Below are 24848 nucleotides of genomic sequence, written 5' to 3'. Positions count from 1 at the left end.
AAATGGTGCCTCAACGTCTTTTGTGTTTTATATCTATATAAAGTGAACGAAATATTGCCGCTCTTTTGCCTGCCGCAAAAAGTCATCATTCGGCAAATTGGTGCCCGGGCTTTGCAAAAACTTAAGATCATTTTATATCATGTGCATTTTAGCGTCACCGCAAACCTTTATCTGCCGGCAATTTTCTTGAAACAGCCGCCTCGACTTCGCTCATCGGAATACCGAGTGCGCGCGCGACGCCCTCGCCGTATGCCGGATCTGCATAATAACAGTTCGCAATATGGCGGAGCTGGACTTCTTTTGTCGTTCCCTGCATGCTACGTGCCGTGTTTGCAAACAGCCTGTGCTGTTCTTCCGCCGTCATCAGCCTGAACAATTTGCCGGGCTGTTCGTAATATTTGTCATCATCTTCATGGAAATTGTGATAGTCAGCTGTACCTAAAATATCGAGTGCCGATTCTGCGTGTTCCTTGCTGTCTTCCCATTCGCCATAACTATTCGGGCTGTAGGAGACGGAGCCGCCTTCAGCCGGATTGAAAACCCGCATTGCGCCATCGCGGTGGTACGGATGGAAGTGTTCCGCTTTTTTCGGATAGTTGACAGGGATTTGCCAGTGGTTGACGCCTAACCGGTAACGTTGCGCATCGCCGTAAGAGAAAAGGCGGCCCTGCAGCATTTTATCCGGCGAGAACCCAATGCCTGGTACAATATTGGCCGGGGCGAATGCGGCCTGTTCGACTTCCGCAAAATAGTTTTCCGGGTTGCGGTTCAGTTCGACGACACCCACTTCAATGAGCGGAAAGTCTTTATGGTACCACACTTTTGTCAAGTCAAACGGATTATACGGCAGGTTTCTTGCCTCTTCTTCCGTCATCACCTGGATGTACATCGTCCAGCGCGGATAGTCGCCGTTTTCAATCGCTTCGTACAAATCGCGCTGATGGCTGTCACGGTCGCGGCCGATAATTTCCTGCGCTTCTTCGTCCGTGAGGTTTTTGATGCCCTGCTGTGTTTTAAAATGGAATTTGACCCAGACACGTTCGTTGTTGGCGTTGAACATGCTGTACGTATGGCTTCCGAACATATGCATATTCCGGTAGCTTGCCGGGATGCCGCGGTCGCTCATCGTAATCGTCACCTGGTGGAGCGCTTCAGGCAGCAGCGTCCAAAAATCCCAGTTTGCCTGCGCGCTGTGCATATTGGTGCGCGGGTTGCGTTTGACGACATGGTTCAAATCCGGGAAACGTTTCGGGTCTCTGAGGAAAAATACAGGCGTGTTGTTCCCGACAAGGTCCCAATTGCCTTCTTCTGTGTAAAATTTCATCGCTGTCCCGCGGATATCGCGTTCGGCATCCGCCGCGCCGCGTTCACCGGCAACGATTGAGAAGCGGATGAACATATCGGTTTTTTTGCCGACTTCTGAGAAGAGTTTTGCCTTCGTATATTGCGTTATATCGTTTGTCACTGTGAACGTCCCGTACGCGCCGGAACCTTTTGCATGCATCCGCCGCTCCGGGATCACTTCCCGGTCGAAATGGGCCAGCTTTTCAATAAACCAGACATCTTCCATCAATAACGGGCCTCTTTTGCCGGCGGTTTTTGAATCTGTGTCATTCGGAACCGGGGCACCGAATGCAGTTGTCATTTTTTTGTTGTCTTTTTGATTGCTCATCATGTTCCCACCTTTTGCTATTTGATATCTATATTATAACTGGTTCATTATAAAAATCAATATTTATTTATAATGAATTTAAAGTAAAGATTATCATATCAATGGAAAGGAGGACTAATAGAAGTGTGAGGGAAATGTGCTATTTTCATTTGCAGCGTTTGATTATCAATTGTAGAATAGGGAAGGAGGGAGAAAAGCGTCTTTGATCGTTTTTTCGGCCGGGATGATGCCGCCTGCAGCCTGCTTTTCATAGTAGCTTTTCCGGGCATTTTTTGGTATAAATAAGTTAAACGACTGGATGAGGATGAATCACATGCTGAATGAGAAGCCAAACCTGGAGAACGATGCATCTTTTCATATTCCGGAAAGCGGTTTATTATACATACAAAAAACGCAGGCTGTCATTGAATATATGACGCAGAAATCCTGTGTATACGAAGTTCTTTCCGAGTATTTAATGATTCCGTTTGAAGCAAAGGATACTTTATTTGATATCATAAAAGATATGCCCGAAACGGTTGATCTTTTCACCAGTGTCCATCCGTCCGGATCCGGATTTTCGACGCTCTCCCTGCCGCTTTCTCAATTGAAAGAGCGCATCCGCTATGAGATGCTTGTGAAAGTGATTATTTCCGGCAGCCTGACAAGTTATTTTCAGCCGATCATCCGCATTCAGGACAACCAAATATACGGCTATGAATCTTTGCTGCGCACCCGTTTGCCGAACCGGAACATTCCCCCAGGCCTGTTATTTGATGCCGCCCATAAAACCGGGCTGCATTCGTTATTGGATTTGCGCGCCAGGGAAGCGGCACTGAAAGCCCGTGCTGAGAAACTGCCCCGCGGCGTGAAGAGCTTTATCAATTTTTTGCCCGCTTCGATTTATGATTACAAGTTTTGCTTGCGGCATACGTTCACTTTGATTGAACAGTACGATATTTCCCCCGAGGACCTTGTCTTTGAAGTCGTGGAAACCGAGAAGATCAACGATGTCCACTTTTTAAAAAAGATACTCGGGATTTACCGTGATCTTGGCGTCAGCGTGGCGCTTGATGATCTCGGTTCGGGGTACGCAACGCTTGAAACTTTGAAAATCTTAAATCCGAACTATGTGAAAATCGACCGTTTTTTTATTTCCCATTGCGACGAGAATAAGGTCAAACAGCGCTTTTTGCAGGAAGTCATGAAAATTGCGGGAGAAACCGGTATTTATGTGCTAGCGGAAGGAATTGAACGCGAAGAAGAACTGCTCTATTGCAAATCGATCGGCATGCATTTGGCGCAAGGGTACTATATTGGAAAACCCGCTCCCGAACCCGCTGCGATCATTCTTGGGGGAAATTAGGGGCTTTCGGGTTTTGCAATGGCCGTTTTTGTAGCGTTTGCTAAAAAATGAATCTTCATTGCGTTTACGAGGCTGGACCTGAAAGATAGGTCGGCTTTTTTAATTTCTTCAGCAAGGATGCGAATCAGCGGACCTGGAAAAAAAGAGAAACTAGCCGTACAGTGAGGTCAAATTGTTCTTTTGCGTGATGTAAAAGGACCAAAAGGAGTCGCGTTTGGGTCCGAAATGTCTTTTTGAAGCTGTCAAAAGGACAAAACACGTTGCATCCGGGTCTGAAATGTCCTTTTGAAGCCGTCAAAAGGACAAATTGACCTCCACCCGGGCCCAAAATGTCTTTTTGAAGCTGTCAAAAGGACAAAACACGTTGCATCCAGACCCGAAATGTCCTTTTGAAACTGCCAAAAGGACAAAAGGAGCTTCAGCCGGGTTCGAAATGTCCTTTTGAAGCTATCAAAAGGACAAAAGGAGCAGCATCCGGGTCTGAAATGTCTTTTTGAAGCTATCAAAAGGACAAAAGGAGCAGCATCCGGGCTCGAAATGTCCCTTTGAAGCCGTCAAAAGGACAAAACACGTTGCATCCGAGCCCGAAATGTCCTTTTGAAGCCGTCAAAAGGACAAATTGACCTCCACCCGGGCCCAAAATGTCTTTTTGAAGCTGTCAAAAAGACAAAAGGAGCTGAATCCGGGTCTGAAATGTCCTTTTGAAGCTGTCAAAGGGACAAAAGGAGCAGCATCTGGGCTCGAAATGTCCCTTTGTAGCCGTCAAAAGGACAAAACACGTTGCATCCGAGCCCGAAATGTCCTTTTGAATCTGCCAAAAGGACAAAAGGAGCTGCATCCTGGCTCGAAATGTCCTACTTGGGGCTTGGTGAACGAATCCGATTCTGAATTTGTACCCAATTTGTCAGCAAGCTCTTTTTCAAAATATAGAAGAATCCATCTTTAACCCTTGCACATTGTATTAAGTTTTTCCAAATCTAGGAAGTTTGGTGATTCAGCAAGCCCTATGTTAAGGAAGCGTGGAAAAACGAAGACCTTCCTTCACATAGAGCACGTCTACGTTAAGGAAGCGTGGAAAAAAGAAGACCTTCCTTCACATAGAGCGCGTCTACGTTAAGGAAGCAAGCAAAAACGAGGGTCTTCCTTAACATAGGGCACGTCTACGTTAAGGAAGCATGGAAAAAAGAAGGCGTTCCTTCACATAGAGCGCGTCTACGTTAAGGAAGCGTGGAAAAACGAAGACCTTCCTTCACATAGAGCGCGTCTACGTTAAGGAAGCGTGGAAAAACGAAGTCCTTCCTCAACATAGACCCCGTCTACGTTAAGGAAGCATGGAAAAACGAAGCCCTTCCTTAACATAGACCCCGTCTACGTTAAGGAAGCAAGCAAAAACGAGGGTCTTCCTTCACATAGAGCGCGTCTACGTTAAAGAAGCACGAAAAAAACCGGCCTCCAGCATTCTTACCAAATTTAAGAATTTTGCTTATTCATCCCTACTTGAAAGAAGCTAAATCGAACAGGAACTGGGGTTTGCAGGTAAATCCCGGCTTTCCCAAGTTTTACCTCTCCGACGCAAGCGCTGGTGATGCTTCCACATGCAGAAAAAAGAGGTTGCCCCTGGGCAACCTCTTTTTTCATACTTCTTCCGGATGTTTTTCTTTTTTCCTAAACTTCATTAAAAATTCGTAAACAACCGGAACGATGATAAGTGTCAGTAAAGTGGAGCTGGTCAAGCCGCCGATTACTGTGATGCCGACCCCTTTCGAAATGAGCCCGCCGCCGCCGTAGCCCAGAGCAAGCGGGATCAGTGCAAAGATTGTTGCAAAAGCGGTCATTAAAATCGGACGCAGCCTTGTCGCGCCTGCTTCAAGCAATGCTTCGCGTGTGGACAGCCCCGCCTTTTCTTTATGCACCACCCGGTCGATTAGCACAATGGCATTCGTCACCACGATGCCGATCAGCATCAGGGCGCCGATCATGGCGGTGACGCTGATCGTTTCATGCGCCAGGTACAGGGCGACCAGTGCACCAATTACGGCAAATGGCAGTGAGAAAAGAATGGTAAACGGCGCGAGGGCCCCGCCGAATGTAATCACGAGCACAAGATAAACGATCGCAACAGCAGCCAGCATCGCATAACCGAGCTTTGTAAACGAGTCATTGATGTCTTCCGTTACGCCGCCGGTTTCGACATGGATGTATTTTGGAATATCGAGTTTATCCACTTTGTTTTGAACTTGTTGTGTCACTTTCGCAACGTCAGCTGTCTTGATCTTGCCGGTTACACTGGCATAGATTTTGCCGTCCCGTTTCGAGACTGCATCCGGTGTTTCGCCTTTTTTCACGTCCACGACATCTTTTAGCGCTACTTTTGTGCCGAGGGGCGACGTGACTTTTTGATTGGTCAGATCGCCAATATTGTCGTAATGCCCGGTTTTGTTCTGTTCGTAAACATTTAATTCTTCTCCGCCTTTTTCAACGGTTGTAAGCACGGTCCGGTTGCCGGTTTGCGCAAGGCCGGTTCCGAGCTGGCCGGCTGTTAACCCGAGAGCAGCCAGTTTGTTCTGGTTGGCGACAAGCGTGTATTGCTGATAAGTTTCGGAAAGGCTGGTTTCAACATTTTTCAAGTTGTCGTTGTTTTTCATGACTTTTTCAATTTTATGGATGACCGGTTTGATTTCATCCAGATTGTTGCCATAGACATACATCGTTAAATCATCATTCGACATAGATGCGAAGTCCTGTGATTTCCATGTACCCTGGTCCGTCCTTTGTTGCAGGGCTTTAATGACTTTTTCCGGTTCGCGGTCGAAATTTTTGGTATCCTGGTCATATTCGACAACAAAGATGGCGGAGTTGCTGTTGGTGCTGAAAGCCGACTCCCCAATGGAATATTGCACATTTTTTACATTTTTACGGTGGATTAAGTAATCCTCCGCTTTTCCTGCTATCTTCTTCACATCGGAAAGGGTTTCCCCTGGTTCCGGCGCATAGGTGGCATACACGACTTTCTGGCCTTCGTTTTCAATAAAGCTGACGCCGATAAGCGGGATTAAAAACAAACTACCGATAAGAAGCAGGCATGCGATGCCGAACGTGACCAGCTTATGGTTGAGCGACCAGTTCAGAATCTTTTTGTAAAATAAAGCGATCCGGCCGTGCCCTTCGTTCGTAGTCCGCGTGTTTTTCTTCAACCCGTTCTTAAATAACGAATGGGCAAACATCGGCACCACCGTGATCGCCACAAGAAGCGATGCTAGCAAGGCAAAAATTAGCGTCAGGGCAAACGGCATGAACAGTTCCCCGACCATCCCTCTCACAAGTGCAAGCGGGACAAAGACGATGACGGTTACGATCGTGGAAGACATAACCGGTTTAAAAACTTCAACCGTCGCTTCACGAATCAGCGCTTTTCCGCGCAGTTTTTCTTCCCGCAACGTCAGGCGTCTGTAGATATTTTCAATGACGACAATCGAGTCATCAATAACGCGCCCGATTGCTACCGTCATGGCTCCGAGTGTCATCACGTTTAATGTGATGTCAAGCTGGTGCAAAATAATAAAAGCAATCAGCACCGAGAGCGGGATCGAGATGACCGCGATAATGGTGGAACGCACATTCCGCAAAGACAGCAGGATGACCACAATCGCAAATACGGCCCCGATGATTGCTTTTTCGAACATCGTTTTGACGGAGTCTTTGATAGGTGTTGCCTGGTCCAGAATGGTGGAAATTTGTGTGCCTTTATAGTCCGCTTTAAACTGTGCGGCTTTTTTATTTACTGCATCGGCAACATCCACCGTGTTTGCATCCGGAGCTTTTGTAATTTGGATGCCGATTGAATCTTTCCCGTTCGTTTTAGAAATCGATTCATGCTTGCCGACAACTTTGATATCGGCAATCTCTTTTAACGCAACGGTTGGCATACCGACGTTGGCTTGCGTCGCTTGCGTTCCTGCATTCGCCGGTTGCTGCGCCCCTGAAGCGTGCGCACCCGAGGCCTGCGTTCCTGAAGTCTGCGCCGCATTTGGGGATTGTGCCCCTGAAGCCTGCGCGGCTGCGGACGAAGCGGAAGCTGCACCCGTTTTCGGGGTGTACGGGATTTTCAGATTCTCAAAATGCTTCAGCGATTTCACGTTTCCATCGATTTCTACCGATTTGTTTTCTTTTCCGAAGTTGATGAGGCCGAGCGGTACCGAAACGTTTGCGCCCTGGATCGCTTTTTTGACAGTGTCCTCATCGAGCCCCAGTGCATTCAACTTGTCCTGTTTAAAGGTCAGCTGGACTTCCTGCACGTACTGGCCGGAAGCCTGCACATCGGACACGCCGTCAATGCTCTGCAGTTTTGGAACAAGATCCTCTTCGACAATTTTCGTTAAGTGCTGAAAAGACCGGCTTTTATCCGACACACTTAAAGACAGGATCGGAAAATCATTGACGCTGATCCTTGTTACGGACGGCTTGTCAATATTATCCGGCAGGTCCACTTTTTCGAGCGCATCCTGGATGTCTTTTTTCGCTTGATCCATATCCGTGCCATATTTATACTCAAGCTGGATCTGGGAATTGCTTTCCGTCGAGGAAGTGGAGACCGTATTGACGCCGGTGAGGTTTTTCAGCCGTTGTTCGATCGGTTGCGTAATTTTATTTTCGACTTCTTCCGGTGTGGCACCCGGATCAGAGGCTGTCACCAGCATGTATGGCGCGTCGATATTCGGAATGGTTTCCATTTTCATATTCATGCCGGCATAAATCCCAGCACCCGCCACAATGAGGGTCATCAGCCAAATGGCAAATTTGTTGTTTAGGCAAAACTGGATGATCTTCTTCACAGTGTTTACAACACTCCTTTGTCTTTTCGTTCTAGAGCCGGATAGAAATGGGCTAGCCTATCTCCATTATAGTTATACCTTTAAACCCGGAAATGCGCCAGTATTTTCCGGCATCTTCTATAGATACAGGATAGAATTGCAGTACTTGATGCATCGCTTGGAAAAAGAGCGGAGCTTTCGGAAGGAAGGAATATTGGATAAAGAAAGGGTTGCCTAAAAAAAGAAGGTTAAAGCCTTTGGTGCGGCTCAACCTTCTATATAATAAAATGAACAAAATTTCTTTAGCTCTGTTGCCTACTGTAAAAAGTAGTCATGATGCAAATTGGTGCTCGGGCTTGATGTAAAAACTTATGTTTATTTTATATATCTATACCCTCAGCCTCTATCGGCTGTTATTTCCGCGCATGCCTGAAAAAATTTTAAACAGCAGCACAATGGCGGCGATGACAAGCAGAAGGTGCACAAAAGCGCCGGCGATGTGAAAAACAATGCCTAAAATCCAAAGTACGAGCAAAATCCCAATAATTGTCCAGATCATATAGCCTTTTCCTTTCTAAATTAAAGTACTTTTATGTTACCCGTTCCGTTGCTTTTCAAACGCTTGCCTGCATGTTTGCCAGGCGTGGTGTAAGGGAAAGATACAGGAAAACGGGGGGGTTGTAATGAAAAAAAGCAGAAAGAAATGGCTGTCTTATGGGTTGCTTGTCTTAATTGCCATTTATGCGGCTGTCATGCTGTACCATACATATAAGCCGCTGCCAAAAGGGATTTCCTATGAAGGCAGAACATATAACGTTCACGATCAAGACATCCGTTTTCTTTCGGATTTAACATACCGGGAAAAGGGGACAGGAAAAAGAAAGGTGGAGCAGACCGTCTATCCTGAAATTTACCGGATGATTGACCAAGCCCATCAATATATCGTCGCCGATCTCTTCCTTTTTAACGGCTACCATGATCAAAAGATGAAAGTGCCGCCGCTTGCTGAGAGGCTCGTGGACAGGCTGATTGCCAAAAAAGAAAAAGAACCTGGTATCCGCATCATCGTCATCACCGATCCGATCAATACTTCTTACGGGTCCCATGAAGCTGGCATTTTAAAACGGCTAAAGGAACATGGCATCCGTGTGGTCTTTACGCATTTGGACTCGCTGCGTGACCCGACACCGCTTTATTCCGGCATTTGGCATATGTTTTTCCAGTGGTTCGGCCAGGGGGGGACCGGCTGGCTGCCAAATGCTTTCGGGGACAATGCGCCGAAGATGACGCTCCGCTCGTATCTTGAACTTTTTAATATTAAAGCGAACCACCGCAAAACGTTTACGACTGAAAACGGCACGGTCATTGCATCCGGCAACCCGCATGACGCAAGCGGCTGGCATTCCAATATCGCTTTTCTTGTAAAAGGGCCGGTCATTCGGGATGTTCTGGAATCGGAGCAGGCGGCTTCCGATATGTCGGACGGCCCGGAGCTGCCGCAATACAAAGGGAAAGAAAGGGGAAAAGGCAGGATTGCCGTCCAGCTGTTAACGGAGGGGAAAGTTTACGACCGGATGATGAAAGAAATCAAGGCGACAAAAAAAGGCGATTCGATTTCGATGGCGATGTTTTATTTGGGTGACCGGAAAGTGGTCCGTGCGCTTGAGAAGGCATCTTCCCGCGGCGTCCGCATCCGGCTTATCCTCGACCCGAATTTAAACGCGTTCGGGCATAAAAAAATCGGGCTTCCCAACCAGCCTGTTGCACAGGAACTCGTAAAGAAAACGGATGGAAAGATCAAAATCCGCTGGTATAATACCGGGCTCGAGCAATTCCATCCGAAGCTGGTCTGGATTGAAAAGCCCGGCCGCTCGCTCTTTTTCGGCGGGTCGACCAATTTAACGCTTCGCAACCTGGACGATTATAATTTGGAGACCGATTTATTTGTGAAGGCACGGAATGATGCGGCCATCACAAAAGAGATCCGCCGGTACTTCGGGCGGCTGTGGAACAATGAAGACGGCGCTTTTACCGTCCCGTACAAAAAACACGAAGGCTTCTCCACTTATTTGTTAAAAGTCCTTTATCGCCTCCAGGAAGTATTGAAACTGACAACGTATTAAAAAAAGCCCGGAACGCCTTCCCCGGCTCCGGGCCTTTTTTACAATACGACATGATTTAAAAATTCGCGTACCTCTTCCGGCGACTTTGCATTTGCACTGTGCAGATGCGCTTTTTTCTCGCCGTTTTGGAAAACGAGCAGGCTCGGAATCCCCATCACCTGGTTTTCATCCGCAATCGCTCGGAACGCGTCGCTGTTGATTTCATACCATTTATATTGCGGATAGTCCTTGATCACATCACCAATAAACATATTCATCACTTTGCAATCCGGACACCAATCTGCATAAAATTTCACGATAACCGGTGCTTCTCCTCCCGTTACCGTTTTAAATTCTTCCGCACTTTTAATCGCTTCCACTCCAGACCATCTCCATCCTTTCATCATTCTTTCTTATTGTATATAGAGCAGCAGAGGAATTTCAACATTTTTCAACCTGCCAAAGAAATATTTCCAAAACGAAAAGGATTGTGCTTCTTCACGTATGATGTATAATAAAGCTTGTATGAAAAAATGATGGGGGTCAGTTGTTTTGAAGGATCCGTATCATTTATTTTATTTTACGGCCGGCGGTTCCGGCATTGAGAAGTCAGGTGATGGAATTGTCTTCGCGGGATGAAGGTTCTAAAATTGATTACGGGCTGGTTTTAACGCTGATGTTGTTCTGCATTGTCAGCCTTGTTGCCATTTATACGGCTGACAGCAGCTTTCTGATAAAACAAGTCATCAACTATGTGGTCGGCGCGATCATTATCGCATTGGTGATCCGCCTTGACTCCGACCAGCTGAAAAAAATATCGTGGTACGGTTACGGGTTCGGGATTTTGCTGTTGATTTTGCTGATCCTGGCACCAGCCAGCATTGCCCCGGAGCGTAATGGGGCGAAAAACTGGTTTGTGTTTCCGGTAATTGGGACATTCCAGCCTTCTGAAATCATGAAGCCATTTTTAATTTTAGCAATGGCGCGCCTTATTTCCGATCATAATGAAAAAGTGCTGAACCGGTCAGTAAAATCGGATTTCTGGCTGTTTGTGAAACTCGGCATCTGCTTGTTTGTGCCGCTCATGTTGACCATTGGGCAGGATTTGGGAACGTCACTTGTGTTTATTGCGATATTTTTCGGGCTTGTATTTGTGTCAGGCATCACATGGAAACTATTGCTTCCGATTTTTAGCAGCGGCGCGGCACTGGCAGGATTGATTTTTTATCTCGTCCTCTGGCAGCCGGCACTTCTCGAAAAATATCTTGGCGTCCGTTCGTACCAGTTTGGCCGGATCTATGCCTGGATTGATCCTTATAACTATTCCAATACAGACGGCTACCACCTGATTCAGTCCCTTTTGGCCATTGGTTCCGGCCAGACGTTTGGAAAGGGGCTTGGCACAACTGAAGTGAGCCTTCCGGAAAACCAGACGGACTTTATTTTCAGCGTGATCGGCGAGCAGTTCGGCTTTATCGGCGGGAGCATTGTTATTGGCCTGTTTTTTATGCTTATTTACCATATTATAAAAGCAGGGCTTGAGACGAAAAATGATTTTTATTCCTACATTTGCGCAGGCGTCATTGCGATGATTACGTTCCATGTGTTTGAAAATATCGGCATGACGATCCAGGTGCTGCCGATTACCGGGATCCCGCTGCCGTTTATCAGCTACGGGGGGAGTTCGCTGATGGGGAATATGCTTGCGGTCGGATTTATTTTTTCAATCCGTTACCATTACAGAAAATATATGTTTTCTAACGAAAAATAAAAAACAGGCGGCATCGTGCCGCCTGTTTTTTGCGGCTATTGCACCTGCCCGCCGTACGGGAATTGCGAAGCGTAGCCTTGGTGCTGCTGGAAAGACTGTTGCAGTTTTTGCTGTTCTGCCGCTTCCATACTGTACCAGCCTTTTTGGAACATCGTCTCATACAATTTGCGCTGCTCATTCTGCGTTTCCGTAAAAATGGTCAGAAGATCGCGATACAGTTTTTCGTGGCTCGCTTCGTTCATAGCAGTATTATAAGAAGCGGTCATATATTTTTCCATCGAAAGCAGGTCATTGGCAAGATCGCGGTCGTTCATTTCTGGTGTTTCAGGAAATTGTGTCTTCGGGTTTTGAATTTTTTGCTGCTGCTGTTGTTGGGAATCCAAATGTTGTACCTCCTTTTTTAAAATGGTCGTATTATGCGCGTTCCGCATTTAGGTATCTCTGCCGCGAGACACGTGCAGATTCGCCTGCCAGGGCTCGGACGGGGCAGCGCCCGTTTTCCGTTAATCACGGTTGCCGGGGCGGCTAATTCAGGCCGGGAAGTGCGGTTGCCCCGGACGGACAGCCTGCTTTTTTCTTTGGCCCGAGCTGTGCGCGCATTCCGGAGCGGGGTACCTGCCCCTTTCCGGCTGCGAACGCATGCCCTTTATGAACGGGAAAAGCAGGGTTCGCTTTTTGTGGCGGGCTGGCATTCGTTTTTGTTATTGCAAGTGGCTTTTCAAATGACCCAAAATCTGGTTGTAGTGGCGCTGGTGCATTTGCCCGCATGCTTCAAAAACAGCTTTCAATTCATTGTCCTGGCAGCGCGTTGCCGCATCATGCGCTTTTTTCATCGCCAGCAGATTCCAGGCCAGCATATCATCCACATAGGCCAAATCTTTTGTTGACATGACATCGGGCGGGGCGTTGTAAACCGTTTGCCCGTTTTGCTGTTGTGAAAAAGGCTGTTGTTGCATTCCATTTCCTCCTTTATCCAAGTCTTCCTTTATTGTTTGAATGAGCTGCGGATCCTATGCAGCCGCCTGCTTATTTTTTGTACTGGTTGTTTTGGCTGTTTACTTTTCCGCCGCCGTCACGCTCCACTGTCGGGCCGGCATTGCCTTTTACGCTTGCCGCGCTCACACCCGCTTTTGACGGATTTTTCTTTAGCTTTGCCATTGGTTCACCTCCCCACGCTTTTCGTTTAGCTTGCCCAAAACGGCTAGACATATAAAAAATTTTAAAAAATGGCGATTTTTTGAGATGAAGTGATTGATAGAATGAAAAAATTCGTATATATTATTATTAAAGATGAAAGCGTTATTTTTTTAAGCGCTTAATGAATGAGCATTCATTCAAAAAGAAAGGGGATGCACTATGCGGTATACCATTCAAAAAGCGGCTGTCATCGGTTCCGGTGTAATGGGATCGGGCATCGCCGCACATCTGGCAAACATCGGGATTCCGGTACTTTTGCTCGACATTGTCCCGAATGCACTCACGGAAGCAGAGAAAGCAAAGGGGTACACATTGGAGGACAAAGCCGTCCGAAACCGCTTCAGCCAGTCTGCACTGCAGAAGCTTTTAAAACAGAAACCGGCCCCGCTCACATCGAAAAAGAGCCTGGCGCTCATTGAAGCGGGCAACCTGGAAGACGATCTTGAACGGCTGAAAGAAGCCGACTGGATTATTGAAGTGGTAACAGAACGTTTGGATATTAAAAAATCAGTATTCGAAAAAGTGGAACGCTTCCGCCGGCCGGGAACCATTGTAAGCTCAAACACGTCCGGCATTTCGATCGAAGCGATGGCGGAAGGGCGGAGCGAAGATTTCAGAAAGCATTTTCTCGGGACCCACTTTTTTAACCCGCCGCGCTATTTGAAATTGCTCGAAGTGATTCCGACCGCTGACACCGACCCGGACGTCACTTCATTTATGAAACAGTTCGGCGAAGATGTGCTCGGAAAAGGTGTCGTGCTTGCAAAAGATACGCCAAACTTTATTGGCAACCGCATCGGTACATACGGCCTGCTTGTCACCGTGCGGGAGATGATGAAAGGCGGCTACACGGTCGGCGAAGTCGATTCCGTGACAGGCCCGGTGATCGGCCGGCCAAAAAGCGCAACGTTCCGGACGCTCGATGTGGTCGGGATCGATACGTTCGTCCATGTTGCGAATAACGTGTATGAAAAAACGGAAGGCGAAGAAAAAGAAGTTTTTAAAGTGCCGGCATTCATGCACAAGCTCGTTGAAAACGGCTGGCTTGGCAGCAAAACCGGCAAAGGCTTTTATGAAAAAAAGGGAAAAGAAATCTATGAATTAAATCCGGAAACGCTGGAATACGGCGAACGCACGAAAATGAAAGCGGCTTCTTTGGAAGCGGCCCGGCAGGCAAAAGGAACTGCCAATAAAATCAAAACGATTGTGTATGCGGATGACCGTGCCGGACGGCTGCTCTGGAATATTCTCGCGCCTTGCCTTGTGTATTCGGCAGAACTTTCAGGCGTGATTGCCGATGATATTCTCGCCATCGACCAGGCGATGAAATGGGGCTTCGGCTGGAAATTCGGCCCGTTTGAAACATGGGATGCAATCGGCGTTGAAAAATCCGTGCAAAAAATGGAAGAGGACGGCCTTCAAGTGCCCGGCTGGGTGAAAGGCATGCTGGAAAAAGGCTTCACGTCTTTTTACAAAGAAGAAAACGGCGTTGTCTCGTACTATGACAACGGAGCATACAAGCCGCTTCCAGCCAATCCGAAAGAAATCAATCTCAAAGCTTTGAAAACGCAGGGCAAAGTGCTGAAAGAAAATGCCGGCGCAAGCTTAATCGACATCGGCGACGGGGTGCTGCTGCTTGAATTCCACTCAAAGAGTAACACAATCGGGCTCGACATTTTGCAAATGATCAATTATGCCGTGGACGAAGCAGAAAAGCATTACAAAGGAATTGTGATCGGCAACCAGGGCAAAAACTTCTGTGTCGGCGCAAACCTTGCTTTGATGCTGATGGAAGCGCAGGATGACAATATTTTTGAACTTGACATGGTCGTCCGCCAGTTCCAGAACACGATGATGAAGATCAAATACAGCCAAAAACCGGTTGTCGCGGCACCGTTTGCGATGACTTTGGGCGGCGGCGCGGAGGTGTGCCTGCATACGGCGCATATCCAGGCGGCAAGCGAAACGTATATGGGCCTTGTCGAAACCGGTGTCGGCCTGCTTCCGGGCGGCGGCGGTAACAAAGAGCTGTACATCAAGCATTTGAAAAACATTCCGGAAGGCGTACAGTTTGACTTGCAAAATGTCGTGAACAAGGTATTTGAAACGATTGCAATGGCGAAAGTGTCCACTTCTGCTGAAGAAGCGCGCGAGTCCGGCTTCCTTGACCGGACGGACGGCGTCAGCTTTAACCAGGACCATCTGATTTATGATGCAAAACAGGCTGTGCTACGCCTTGCTGACGCAGGGTACAAACCGTCTGTCCGCGAAAAAGTGCCGGTCACAGGTGAATCCGGTTATGCGGCGCTGTTGCTCGGGGCACAGCAAATGCATCTGTCGGGCTATATTTCCGACTATGACCTTGAAATCGCGAAAAAGATCGCCTTTGTGCTTTCAGGCGGGAAAGTGCCGTTCGGGACAAAAGTGGATGAACAATACTTGCTCGATTTGGAAAGGGAAGCGTTCCTGAGCCTGATTGCACAGCCGAAAACACAGCAGCGGATGCAACACATGCTGTTAAAAGGAAAACCGTTACGGAATTAAAGCCACACGGATTGGCGAATGCCGATCCTCTGGCAGGAAAAGATTCCGTCCAAATTTTTCGCATACAACATAAAGGGGTTCTCCCAAGGAAAGCGGCTGTATATGGGAAAACCCCGATTCATCACCCCATGCGGTGATGAAGGGGCCTTTTACAAAAACACGGAAAGAGGGGAATGTGATGAGGGAAGCTGTCATTGTTGCAGGGGCGAGAACACCGGTCGGCAAAGCAAAAAAAGGGACGCTCGCACAAACACGGCCGGATGATTTAGGTGCACTTGTCGTAAAAGAAACGTTAAAACGCGCCGGCAACTATGAAGGAAATATTGATGATTTGATTATCGGCTGCGCCATGCCGGAAGCGGAACAGGGGCTCAATATGGCACGCAATATCGGGGCCCTAGCAGGATTGCCGGATACGGTGCCGGCGATTACGATCAACCGCTACTGCTCATCCGGGCTGCAGGCGATTGCTTACGGCGCCGAAAGGATCATGCTCGGCCACGCTGACACGATCATTGCCGGCGGTGCGGAATCGATGAGCCTTGTCCCGATGATGGGGCATGTCGTCCGCCCGAATGTACGACTTGCAGAAACTGCGCCGGAATATTATATGGGCATGGGGCATACGGCCGAAGAAGTCGCCAAAAAATTCGGCGTCAGCCGCGAAGACCAGGATGCCTTCAGCGTGCGCAGCCACCAAAAAGCGGCAAAAGCGATTGCAGAAGGCAAATTCAAAGACGAAATTGTGCCGGTTGAGGTCACATTACGTTCGGTCGGCGAAGACAACAAACTTGTTGAAAAGAAAGTCGTCTTTTCGCAGGATGAAGGGGTCCGGCCGGATACAAATGTAGAAACGCTCGGAAAACTGCGCCCGGCATTCTCGGTAACCGGAACCGTAACGGCCGGGAACTCGTCGCAAACAAGCGACGGCGCGGCTGCAGTAATGCTCATGGATAAAGAAAAGGCTGAATCACTCGGGCTTAAGCCGCTGTTGAAATTCCGCTCGTTCGCCGTTGCCGGGGTGCCGCCTGAAATCATGGGGATCGGCCCGGTGGAAGCCGTGCCGAAAGCTTTGAAACTGGCAGGGTTGAGCCTTGAGGATATCGGGTTGTTCGAACTGAATGAAGCTTTTGCTTCCCAGTCCATCCAGGTTATCCGCCAGCTCGGCCTTAATGAAGACATCGTCAATGTTAACGGCGGCGCAATTGCCCTCGGCCATCCGCTCGGCTGCACAGGCGCCAAGCTGACTTTGACGCTTGCCCATGAAATGAAGCGCAGAAACGTGCAGTTCGGCGTCGTCACGATGTGTATCGGCGGCGGCATGGGTGCAGCAGGTGTGTTTGAGCTCGTGTCCTGATTGCAGTGAGCCGAACCAGGCGGCTAGCCGGTTTCAAATAGCAACGTCAGATACCGGATCATGAAATGGATAGATGCCGGGGCCAAAAGCAGAGCAGCCGGTTCCGAACGGCAAAACACCGGACCATGGTAAAAAGCGGATCAGCTGTTTCTAAAGGCAAAACGCCGGAGCCGGATCCGCCTGTTGAATCGTTATTAATGGAAATAAGAGCCGCGGAGCACATCTGCGGCCGATCATTATAGATAAAAAGGAGAGGAATTGTAAATGGCAAACAAAACGGATGCATTTGTAAAAGGCGGCAGTTTTTTAATTGAGGACATCACACCGGACCAAGTGTTTACGCTGGAAGAGCTGACAGAAGAACAAAAAATGATCGCCAAAACGGCGGAAGACTATACGAACAATGAAGTGGTCCCGCAAATTGAATATCTGGAAAACCATGAATTTGACCGCTCTGTCAAATTGTTGAAAAAAGCAGGCGAACTCGGGCTTTTGAGCGCCGATGTCCCGGAAGAATACGGCGGTCTCGCCCTTGATAAAGTAAGCTCCGCCCTGATTTCCGAAAAGCTCGCAAAAGTCGGCGGTTTTGCCATTTCCCACGGCGCGCACGTCGGCATCGGTTCGCTTCCGATCGTTTTGTTCGGCAACGAGGAACAAAAGAAAAAATATTTGCCGAAACTCGCAACCGGCGAATGGCTTGCGGCTTATGCCTTAACGGAACCAAGCTCGGGCTCGGACGCACGGAGCGCCAAAACGGTTGCAAGATTAAACGAAGCCGGCACGCATTATATTTTAAACGGAGAAAAACAGTGGATCACGAACGCCGGATTTGCTGATGTTTTCACCGTGTATGCGCAGGTTGACGGCGACAAGTTCACGGCCTTTATCGTGGAACGCACATTCCCGGGCGTTTCAACGGGAGCGGAAGAAAAGAAAATGGGGATCAAATCTTCTTCCACAAGAACGCTTATCCTGGAAGACGTACCGGTTCCGGTTGAAAACGTGCTTGGGGAAATCGGCAAAGGGCATAAAATCGCGTTTAACATTTTAAACATCGGTCGTTATAAATTAGGCGTCGGCGCGGTCGGCTCCAGCAAACACGTGCTTGAAATCGCCTTAAAATATGCGAACGGCCGCCAGCAGTTCAAAACACCGATCTCGCAGTTTAACCTGACAAAAGAAAAATTCGGCACGATGGCATCGAAACTGTATGCAGCCGAAAGCTCCGTCTACCGGACAGTCGGATTGTTCGATGAAAGAATGAGCCACTTTACACCGGAAGAAGAAAAAGACGGGCGGGCAGTGGCCAATGCGATCGCCGAATATGCGATTGAATGCTCGCTGAACAAATTCTTCGCTTCTGAAGTGCTCGATTATGTTGTTGATGAAGCGGTGCAAATCCACGGTGGTTACGGCTTTATGGACGAATACGAAGTCTCGCGTGCCTATCGCGATTCCCGGATTAACCGCATTTTTGAAGGAACAAACGAAATCAACCGCCTGATCGTACCGGGCACATACGTGAAAAAAGCGTTCAGCGGGGAACTGCCGCTGTTACAAAAAGCGCAAAGCCTGCAGGAAGAACTCATGATGATGATGCCGGAACAAGTCGGCGACGCGCCGCTTGAACAGGAAAAATACCTCGTCCGCAACATGAAGAAGATCGCCCTGCTCGTCGCAGGCACTGCGTTGCAAACGTACGGCAAAAAATTCGAAAACGAACAGGAACTGCTTGCCAACGTGGCAGATCTCGTTTCGAATATATATGCGGCAGAATCGTGCGTGCTTCGGACGGAAAAAGCAATCAACAAAGATGGTGCCGAAAAACAGAACCAAAAACTGCTGTATACCCAAATTTTCACACAGGAAGCGTTCAATCAATGCGAACAAATTGCAAAAGAATCGCTCGCAGCCTGCCTTGAAGGCGACCAGCTGCAAATGACGCTTTCCGCCCTCCGCAAGCTGACGCGCCATACGCCAACCAATGTCATTGCGAAAAAACGCGAAGCCGCGGATAAATTGATCGATGCAGAACGCTATGTGCTGTAATAAAAGAAGGGATTTCCGGCCCGGCCGGAGTCCCTTTTCTTTTGCATCGCCGGGAAAAATCAGCTAACATACAGATAAGACAAGATGACAGGAGTGGACAAAAATGGCCCTTACTTTCTATTGGTATCCGAAATGCGGGACTTGCCGGAAAGCGAAAAAATGGTTGGACGAACATGACGTTGCCTATGAAGCGGTGCACATTGTCGAAAATCCCCCTTCAAAAGCACTTCTTAAGGACTTTTATGAAAAAAGCGGGCTGCCGATCAAAAGGCTGTTCAACACGAGCGGGCAGAAGTACCGCGAACTCGGTTTGAAAGACAAGATCCCGGAAATGAGCGAAGAAGAAGCGCTTGAACTGCTGGCTTCCGACGGCATGCTGATCAAACGGCCGATTCTTGCAGGCGATGCCTTTGCCGTGTTCGGATTTAAAGAGGATGCGTATGAAAAATTGCTGAAAAAGTGATTGATTTAAGCGCTGTTTTTCGGTAATTTAAAACTGAAGGCTATTACGGATACATAACGGAGGGATTGAGATGGCGGTACCTGAGGAACTGCGGTATACGGAAGATCATGAGTGGGTGAAAGAAGAAGACGGCCATGTCCGGATCGGCATCACCGATTTTGCCCAGGCCGAACTCGGCGATATCGTATTTGTTGAGCTGCCGGAAGAAGGCGATGAAGTCACGGCAAAAGAACCGTTTGGCAGTGTCGAATCCGTGAAAACGGTATCGGAACTGTATGCGCCGGTCAGCGGCAAAGTCGTTGCGGTCAACGCAGATTTAAGCGATAGCCCGGAATTCGTTAATGAATCCCCGTACGAAAAAGCGTGGATGATTGTCGTTGAACCGTCCGACCCGGCTGAATTGGATGATTTGCTGACGGCGGAACAGTACGAGGAAATGATCAACGAAGCATAAAAATAACAGGCACTGCACACCAAGCTGCGGTGCCTTTTTGTGTAAAGGATGGATTACGATGCAAGACTGGACAAAGGAAAAACAACTGGAGGAACGGATTTTGCAGGAAGAAAAACTTGCCCTGTACTTTTACACGCCATTATGCGGTACATGCCAGCTGGCGGGGAGGATGCTGGAGATTGCAGAACAGGCTGTCCCCCGATTTCCTTATGCCAAAGCCAATCTGAATTACGTGCCGCAAATGGCGGAAAAATACCAGATCGAAAGCGTGCCGTGCCTGCTCCTGCTCAAAAACGGGAAAGTAATAGACAAAGTGTACGCTTTTCAATCCGTCCCGTCACTATTTGAAAAATTGTCTTCTTTTTAATGAGACAACAGCGCAAACCAATCCGGTGTGGGCATTCATAAACGGAAACCCCGCTTGAATGGCGAAAAAAATGGCAGGGCTTTTGCGCGGAAACGCCGTTCAACCGCAGAAAAAACTTTTTTCAGACACCGTTCGAGCATGGCCGCCAAAATCAGCCGGGAAAGTGCACGATTTGTTGAACGATTTCAGCAGGATCAGCAGCGTCTGTGCAGAATAGGGAAAGGAAATAATGATTGGAGCGTGTTGTCATGAAACAGACCATCCAATTTTTCCTGAATAGCCTGGCACGGAAAAAACAATTGCGGATGCTGCTGCCGGCGGTGCCTGTTACCGTATTATTCCGTGATGGGGACGAATGCTGCCTCGTTGCTTTTTCCAAGGAGCGATGCGTGCAGCTTGAAACCGGTAATGCCGATTTTGAACTGGAAATGGCGCTCCGGCAATTCGAACAGCTCCTTTCCCGCCGCGCGCGCCTCGGCACATTTCTGAAAATGGGCGAACTCCGGTACAGGGGCACGTACCGCCATTTTTTGCTGCTGGAATCTTTGTTTTGGCTTGCAGGAACCCCGCAACCTGCACCAAAAAGTAAGGCCAAATCCGCCTGATTATCAAATAACAGGCTGAAAATGAGAATCACAGCATAACCGGGATTGCAAAACAAATCCCGGCTTTTTTTATGCTGTTTCAGGCAGCTTGCCGGATTTCCAATGTGCAATACAGGGAAATTCAAGAAATCTGTATCAGGAATTTTATGCCGGGTACATTTTGTGCTATGATTAATGAATAAGCAAGGCCGGAAAACCGCGGAAAAAAGATGGCATGCCATGGTTATCCACAGGTTTTTACTAGTTGCGCATAGTTTTCATTTGTTATAAAATAATAATGAGAATAAATTGAGAATAAATTGGAACTGAATATACAAATAACGGAGGAATTTTTTATGGCAGGATCAAAACTCGTAATAAAAGATCTTCACGTCGAAGTAGAGGGAAAAGAAATTCTAAAAGGGGTCAATCTTGAAGTAAACAGCGGTGAATTCCATGCGATCATGGGCCCGAACGGAACAGGGAAATCGACGCTGTCTTCTGCCATTATGGGGCATCCGAAATACATCGTCACCCAGGGGACCATCACGCTTGACGGAAAAAATGTGCTGGAAATGGAAGTGGATGAACGTGCGAAAGCCGGCCTGTTTCTCGCCATGCAATACCCAAGCGAAATCAGCGGCGTGACGAATGCGGAATTTTTACGCTCGGCGGTTAACGTGCGCCGCGGCGAAGGCAATGAAATTCCACTGATGAAATTTATCCGCGAACTCGACAAAAAAATGGAATATCTTGAAATGGATACGAACATGGCGCAACGCTATTTGAATGAAGGCTTTTCCGGCGGTGAGAAAAAACGGAACGAAATTTTACAGCTCATGATGATCGAACCGAAAATTGCGATTCTCGATGAAATCGACTCCGGCCTTGACATCGATGCATTGAAGGTTGTCGCAAAAGGGATCAACTCGATGCGCAGCGAAGATTTCGGATGCATCATCATTACCCACTATCAACGTTTGTTAGACTATATTACACCGGATGCTGTCCACATCATGATGCAGGGGCGCATCGTCAAATCGGGCGGTCCTGAACTGGCAAACCGCCTTGAAGCGGAAGGCTACGAATGGATTAAACAGGAACTTGGCATCGAAGACGAAACGGTCGGCCAGGAAGCTTAAGCAGGGGGCGAGAGACTTGATGACAGAAACGAAATTAGCAATGAACGAGCAAGATGTCCGCACCTTTTCCGAACAAAACGGTGAACCGGAATGGCTGAAGGAGTTCCGCCTCCAGGCATTCGCCCGGGCCCAGGTCCTGCCGCTTCCGGAAGTGGACAAGACAAAACTGAACAAGTGGAACTTTACGCAATTTACCGATTTTAGCGTGGAAAGCACAACCTACAGCGCTTTGAACGAATTGCCGGAAAAAGTGAAGGCGCTCGTGGATCTCGAAAACGCGAAGCAAAATTTGTATATCCAGCATAACCAGACACCGGCTTATCTGTCCTTGTCGGAAAGCGCAAAAGCACAAGGCGTCATTTTGACCGATATATTGACAGCGGTCAAAGTACATCCGGAGCTTGTCCAAAAATTTTTCATGACAGAGGCGGTTAAAGTCGATGAACACCGTTTGACGGCACTACATGCTGCACTCATGAACGGCGGGACATTCTTATATGTGCCAAAAAATGTTGTGCTTGAAGAACCGGTTCAGGCCATTTATGTGCACGACCATGAAACGGCACCGCTTTTCAACCATGTGCTGGTGGTTGCCGAAGAAAACAGTGCCGTCACCTATGTGGAGAACTATATTTCGGCAAACGATGGCGCGAAAGGCATTGTGAACATCATAACGGAAGTCATTGCCGGCGCCAATGCAAAGATCGAATACGGCGCGGTTGATACGCTTGCAAAAGGGGTCACCACATATGTGAACCGCCGCGGTTACACCGGGCGCGATGCCCAAATTGAATGGGCGCTCGGCATGATGAACGACGGCAATACGATTTCAGATAATACGACCAACCTTGTGGGCGACGGATCCGTTTCCCATTCCAAAACGGTTGTGGTCAGCCGCGGCAAGCAGACGCAAAACTTTACGACGCGCATTACCCACTTCGGGAAAAATACAGAAAGCTTTATTTTAAAACACGGCGTTGTCAAAGACGCGTCGACGATGATTTTTAACGGGATCGGCAAAATCGAGCACGGCGCGAGCAAATCGGACGCTGAGCAGGAATCGCGCGTGCTCATGCTAAGCGAAAAAGCGCGCGGCGATGCAAACCCGATGTTGCTCATTGATGAAGATGATGTGATGGCCGGTCACGCCGCATCTGTCGGCCGTGTCGATCCGGTTCAGCTTTACTATTTGATGAGCCGCGGGATTTCGAAAAATGAAGCGGAAAGGCTGATCATCCACGGCTTTCTTGCACCGGTTGTCACACAGCTCCCGATCGAAAGTGTAAAAAAACAATTGACGGAAGTCATTGAAAGGAAAGTCAGATAATGGATATCAATGAAGTTCGCCGGCAGTTTCCCATATTGGACCAGGAAGTAAACGGCCACCCGCTTGTTTATTTAGACAGTGCTGCGACTTCACAAAAGCCGCTCCGTGTCATTGAAGCCGTCAACCAATACTACCGTGAATATAATTCGAACGTTCACCGCGGCGTCCATACGCTTGGGACAAAAGCGACTGACCATTACGAAGGCGCGCGCGAAAAAGTCCGCAAATTTATCGGTGCCGAATCAACGGAAGAAATCATTTTTACAAAAGGGACGACAGCCGGGCTGAACCTTGTTGCCCACAGTTTCGGCGATGCACAAGTGCAGGAAGGCGATGAGATCGTCATTACCTACATGGAGCATCACAGCAACCTCATCCCGTGGCAGCAGCTCGCCAAAAGAAAAGGCGCCGTTTTGAAATATGTGCCGATGCAAAAAAACGGTACGCTGCGACTTGAAGATGTGGAAAAAACGGTTACGGAGCGGACGAAAATCGTGGCTGCAGCGCTTGTCTCAAACGTGCTTGGCACCATTAACCCGGTAAAAGACATAGCGAAAATCGCACACAGCCATGGTGCTTACATGGTCGTCGATGCCGCCCAAGGTGCGCCGCATATGCAAGTGGACGTAAGGGATCTTGACTGCGACTTTCTTGCTTTCTCCGGTCACAAAATGTGCGGTCCGACCGGCATCGGCGTCCTGTACGGCAAAAAGGCGCTGCTTGAAGAGATGGAACCGCTCGAATACGGCGGCGAAATGATTGATTTTGTCGGCCTGTACGATTCCACCTGGAAAGAACTTCCGTGGAAGTTTGAAGGCGGCACTCCGGTGATTGCCGGTGCAATCGGGCTCGGGGAAGCCATCGATTTTCTCGAAGAAATCGGGCTTGATGAAATTACGGCGCATGAACAGGATTTAAGTGCCTATTGCCTCAGTCAGTTTTCTGAAATAGAAGGGATTACGGTGTACGGCCCGGAAAGCGCAGACGAACGCGCCGGCCTTGTGACGTTTAATTTAGAAAACGTGCATCCGCATGATGCCGCGACCATCCTCGATGCGGAAGGCATTGCGATCCGCGCGGGCCACCATTGCGCACAGCCGTTGATGAAATGGCTGGACGTGACAGCGACCGCACGTGCAAGCTTTTATTTATACAATACGAAAGAAGATATTGACAAACTTGTTGCCGGTATCGTGAAAGCAAAGGAGTATTTTACAAATGTCTTCTAATCTTGATGCGCTTTACCGCAGTGTGATTATGGACCATTATAAAAATCCGCGGAATAGGGGCAGTTTGGAAGATGGAAGCCTGACAGTCGATATGAATAACCCAACTTGCGGCGACCGGATTCATTTGACATTGAAAGTGGAGGGCGGCCTCATCCAAGATGCGAAATTTACTGGTGAAGGTTGTTCCATCTCGATGGCATCGGCCTCCATGATGACGCAGGCCGTAAAGGGAAAAACAGTAGACGAAGCGCTGAAACTTTCCCACATTTTCTCGGAAATGGTGCAGGGAAAAGACTATGAAGAGGCTGAAGATCTTGGCGATATTGAAGCGTTACACGGCGTATCCAAATTCCCTGCCCGGATCAAATGTGCAACTTTGGCATGGAAAGCAATGGAAAAAGGGGTAAGAAGCGAAAAAGGATTGGAGGAATGAT

At 48.3% G+C, this 24848-nt stretch carries 21 protein-coding genes; 14 read left to right on the top strand and 7 right to left on the bottom strand.

Features of this window, described 5'->3' with window-relative positions:
• Positions 1-154: 154 nt before the first annotated feature.
• On the bottom strand, positions 155-1672 hold the full coding sequence (locus tag NST70_RS12050; protein WP_342475172.1) for a catalase: 1518 nt from the start codon (positions 1670-1672) through the stop codon (positions 155-157).
• Between the two features lie 313 nt (positions 1673-1985).
• Between NST70_RS12050 and NST70_RS12045 the strand changes: the two genes are divergently transcribed.
• Positions 1986-3017 (top strand): EAL domain-containing protein, encoded by a 1032-nt coding sequence (locus NST70_RS12045; RefSeq protein ID WP_342475171.1) that lies wholly within the window; start codon positions 1986-1988, stop codon positions 3015-3017.
• A gap of 1634 nt (positions 3018-4651) precedes the next feature.
• Here the strand turns inward: NST70_RS12045 and NST70_RS12040 are convergent.
• The gene (locus tag NST70_RS12040) at positions 4652-7849 is read right to left on the bottom strand and encodes an efflux RND transporter permease subunit (protein ID WP_342475169.1); all 3198 of its coding nucleotides are present in this window, start codon (positions 7847-7849) and stop codon (positions 4652-4654) included.
• Between the two features lie 382 nt (positions 7850-8231).
• Positions 8232-8387, bottom strand: a complete 156-nt coding sequence (locus tag NST70_RS12035) for a lmo0937 family membrane protein (RefSeq protein ID WP_014097513.1) — start codon at positions 8385-8387, stop codon at positions 8232-8234.
• 124 nt (positions 8388-8511) lie between these two features.
• Here NST70_RS12035 and NST70_RS12030 point away from each other — a divergent pair, with 124 nt between their 5' ends.
• The gene (locus NST70_RS12030; RefSeq protein ID WP_104851529.1) at positions 8512-9951 is read left to right on the top strand and encodes a phospholipase D family protein; all 1440 of its coding nucleotides are present in this window, start codon (positions 8512-8514) and stop codon (positions 9949-9951) included.
• 38 nt (positions 9952-9989) lie between these two features.
• Here NST70_RS12030 and NST70_RS12025 read toward each other — a convergent pair whose 3' ends face one another.
• A complete protein-coding gene (locus NST70_RS12025; RefSeq protein ID WP_026683849.1) occupies positions 9990-10310 on the bottom strand; it encodes a thioredoxin family protein in 321 nt (106 codons plus the stop codon).
• Between the two features lie 236 nt (positions 10311-10546).
• Between NST70_RS12025 and NST70_RS12020 the strand changes: the two genes are divergently transcribed.
• Positions 10547-11701 (top strand): FtsW/RodA/SpoVE family cell cycle protein, encoded by a 1155-nt coding sequence (locus tag NST70_RS12020; RefSeq protein WP_014097516.1) that lies wholly within the window; start codon positions 10547-10549, stop codon positions 11699-11701.
• 35 nt (positions 11702-11736) lie between these two features.
• Here NST70_RS12020 and NST70_RS12015 read toward each other — a convergent pair whose 3' ends face one another.
• The 3 genes from NST70_RS12015 to NST70_RS12005 form a co-directional block, all read right to left on the bottom strand.
• On the bottom strand, positions 11737-12084 hold the full coding sequence (locus NST70_RS12015; protein ID WP_014097517.1) for a spore coat protein: 348 nt from the start codon (positions 12082-12084) through the stop codon (positions 11737-11739).
• A gap of 318 nt (positions 12085-12402) precedes the next feature.
• Positions 12403-12657: a hypothetical protein gene (locus NST70_RS12010; protein WP_014097518.1), complete on the bottom strand. Its 255-nt coding sequence runs from the start codon at positions 12655-12657 to the stop codon at positions 12403-12405.
• A 70-nt stretch (positions 12658-12727) separates the two neighbouring features.
• Positions 12728-12859 (bottom strand): YuzL family protein, encoded by a 132-nt coding sequence (locus tag NST70_RS12005; RefSeq protein WP_013860151.1) that lies wholly within the window; start codon positions 12857-12859, stop codon positions 12728-12730.
• Between the two features lie 198 nt (positions 12860-13057).
• Between NST70_RS12005 and NST70_RS12000 the strand changes: the two genes are divergently transcribed.
• The 11 genes from NST70_RS12000 (at position 13058) to sufU (ending at position 24847) form a co-directional block, all read left to right on the top strand.
• Positions 13058-15442 (top strand): 3-hydroxyacyl-CoA dehydrogenase NAD-binding domain-containing protein, encoded by a 2385-nt coding sequence (locus NST70_RS12000; protein ID WP_342475167.1) that lies wholly within the window; start codon positions 13058-13060, stop codon positions 15440-15442.
• Between the two features lie 178 nt (positions 15443-15620).
• Positions 15621-16799, top strand: a complete 1179-nt coding sequence (locus NST70_RS11995; protein WP_014097520.1) for an acetyl-CoA C-acetyltransferase — start codon at positions 15621-15623, stop codon at positions 16797-16799.
• Positions 16800-17063: 264 nt separating this feature from the next.
• Positions 17064-18848 carry an acyl-CoA dehydrogenase family protein gene (locus NST70_RS11990; RefSeq protein WP_014097521.1) on the top strand — a complete coding sequence of 595 codons (1785 nt, stop codon included), beginning with the start codon at positions 17064-17066 and terminating at the stop codon, positions 18846-18848.
• A gap of 103 nt (positions 18849-18951) precedes the next feature.
• Entirely contained in the window at positions 18952-19311 is a 360-nt protein-coding gene (locus NST70_RS11985; RefSeq protein WP_014097522.1) for an arsenate reductase family protein, read from the top strand.
• A 70-nt stretch (positions 19312-19381) separates the two neighbouring features.
• Entirely contained in the window at positions 19382-19765 is a 384-nt protein-coding gene (gene gcvH / locus NST70_RS11980) for a glycine cleavage system protein GcvH (protein WP_014097523.1), read from the top strand.
• 58 nt (positions 19766-19823) lie between these two features.
• Positions 19824-20132: a thioredoxin family protein gene (locus tag NST70_RS11975; RefSeq protein ID WP_014097524.1), complete on the top strand. Its 309-nt coding sequence runs from the start codon at positions 19824-19826 to the stop codon at positions 20130-20132.
• A 248-nt stretch (positions 20133-20380) separates the two neighbouring features.
• Positions 20381-20737 (top strand): hypothetical protein, encoded by a 357-nt coding sequence (locus tag NST70_RS11970; RefSeq protein WP_026683850.1) that lies wholly within the window; start codon positions 20381-20383, stop codon positions 20735-20737.
• Positions 20738-21072: 335 nt separating this feature from the next.
• A complete protein-coding gene (sufC, locus tag NST70_RS11965) occupies positions 21073-21858 on the top strand; it encodes a Fe-S cluster assembly ATPase SufC (protein WP_014097526.1) in 786 nt (261 codons plus the stop codon).
• Positions 21859-21874: 16 nt separating this feature from the next.
• Positions 21875-23185 (top strand): Fe-S cluster assembly protein SufD, encoded by a 1311-nt coding sequence (sufD, locus tag NST70_RS11960; RefSeq protein WP_017552017.1) that lies wholly within the window; start codon positions 21875-21877, stop codon positions 23183-23185.
• Complete coding sequence (locus NST70_RS11955; protein WP_026683851.1) at positions 23185-24414, top strand: cysteine desulfurase; 1230 nt, start codon at positions 23185-23187, stop codon at positions 24412-24414. Before sufD ends, NST70_RS11955 begins: the two co-directional genes overlap by 1 nt.
• On the top strand, positions 24404-24847 hold the full coding sequence (gene sufU / locus NST70_RS11950; protein ID WP_014097529.1) for a Fe-S cluster assembly sulfur transfer protein SufU: 444 nt from the start codon (positions 24404-24406) through the stop codon (positions 24845-24847). Before NST70_RS11955 ends, sufU begins: the two co-directional genes overlap by 11 nt.
• The last annotated feature ends 1 nt before the right edge of the window (position 24848 follow it).

This window comes from Weizmannia sp. FSL K6-0777 (assembly GCF_038593185.1).
In the GTDB taxonomy this organism is placed as follows: Bacteria; Bacillota; Bacilli; order Bacillales; family Bacillaceae_C; genus Weizmannia; species Weizmannia faecalis.
Note: the sequence above shows the minus strand (reverse complement) of the source record. Positions and strands in the feature narration are given on the sequence as shown.

Excerpts from the sequence above, each read along its gene's own strand:
- NST70_RS12020 (WP_014097516.1), top strand. The coding sequence starts at position 10,547 with ATGGAATTGTCTTCGCGGGATGAAGGTTCTAAAATTGATTACGGGCTG.
- NST70_RS11970 (WP_026683850.1), top strand. The coding sequence starts at position 20,381 with ATGAAACAGACCATCCAATTTTTCCTGAATAGCCTGGCACGGAAAAAA.
- NST70_RS12050 (WP_342475172.1), bottom strand. The coding sequence starts at position 1,672 with ATGAGCAATCAAAAAGACAACAAAAAAATGACAACTGCATTCGGTGCC.
- NST70_RS11985 (WP_014097522.1), top strand. The coding sequence starts at position 18,952 with ATGGCCCTTACTTTCTATTGGTATCCGAAATGCGGGACTTGCCGGAAA.
- NST70_RS11990 (WP_014097521.1), top strand. The coding sequence starts at position 17,064 with ATGGCAAACAAAACGGATGCATTTGTAAAAGGCGGCAGTTTTTTAATT.
- NST70_RS11995 (WP_014097520.1), top strand. The coding sequence starts at position 15,621 with ATGAGGGAAGCTGTCATTGTTGCAGGGGCGAGAACACCGGTCGGCAAA.
- NST70_RS12035 (WP_014097513.1), bottom strand. The coding sequence starts at position 8,387 with ATGATCTGGACAATTATTGGGATTTTGCTCGTACTTTGGATTTTAGGC.
- NST70_RS11955 (WP_026683851.1), top strand. The coding sequence starts at position 23,185 with ATGGATATCAATGAAGTTCGCCGGCAGTTTCCCATATTGGACCAGGAA.
- NST70_RS12030 (WP_104851529.1), top strand. The coding sequence starts at position 8,512 with ATGAAAAAAAGCAGAAAGAAATGGCTGTCTTATGGGTTGCTTGTCTTA.
- NST70_RS12005 (WP_013860151.1), bottom strand. The coding sequence starts at position 12,859 with ATGGCAAAGCTAAAGAAAAATCCGTCAAAAGCGGGTGTGAGCGCGGCA.
- NST70_RS12000 (WP_342475167.1), top strand. The coding sequence starts at position 13,058 with ATGCGGTATACCATTCAAAAAGCGGCTGTCATCGGTTCCGGTGTAATG.
- NST70_RS12010 (WP_014097518.1), bottom strand. The coding sequence starts at position 12,657 with ATGCAACAACAGCCTTTTTCACAACAGCAAAACGGGCAAACGGTTTAC.
- sufC (WP_014097526.1), top strand. The coding sequence starts at position 21,073 with ATGGCAGGATCAAAACTCGTAATAAAAGATCTTCACGTCGAAGTAGAG.
- NST70_RS11975 (WP_014097524.1), top strand. The coding sequence starts at position 19,824 with ATGCAAGACTGGACAAAGGAAAAACAACTGGAGGAACGGATTTTGCAG.
- NST70_RS12045 (WP_342475171.1), top strand. The coding sequence starts at position 1,986 with ATGCTGAATGAGAAGCCAAACCTGGAGAACGATGCATCTTTTCATATT.
- gcvH (WP_014097523.1), top strand. The coding sequence starts at position 19,382 with ATGGCGGTACCTGAGGAACTGCGGTATACGGAAGATCATGAGTGGGTG.
- sufU (WP_014097529.1), top strand. The coding sequence starts at position 24,404 with ATGTCTTCTAATCTTGATGCGCTTTACCGCAGTGTGATTATGGACCAT.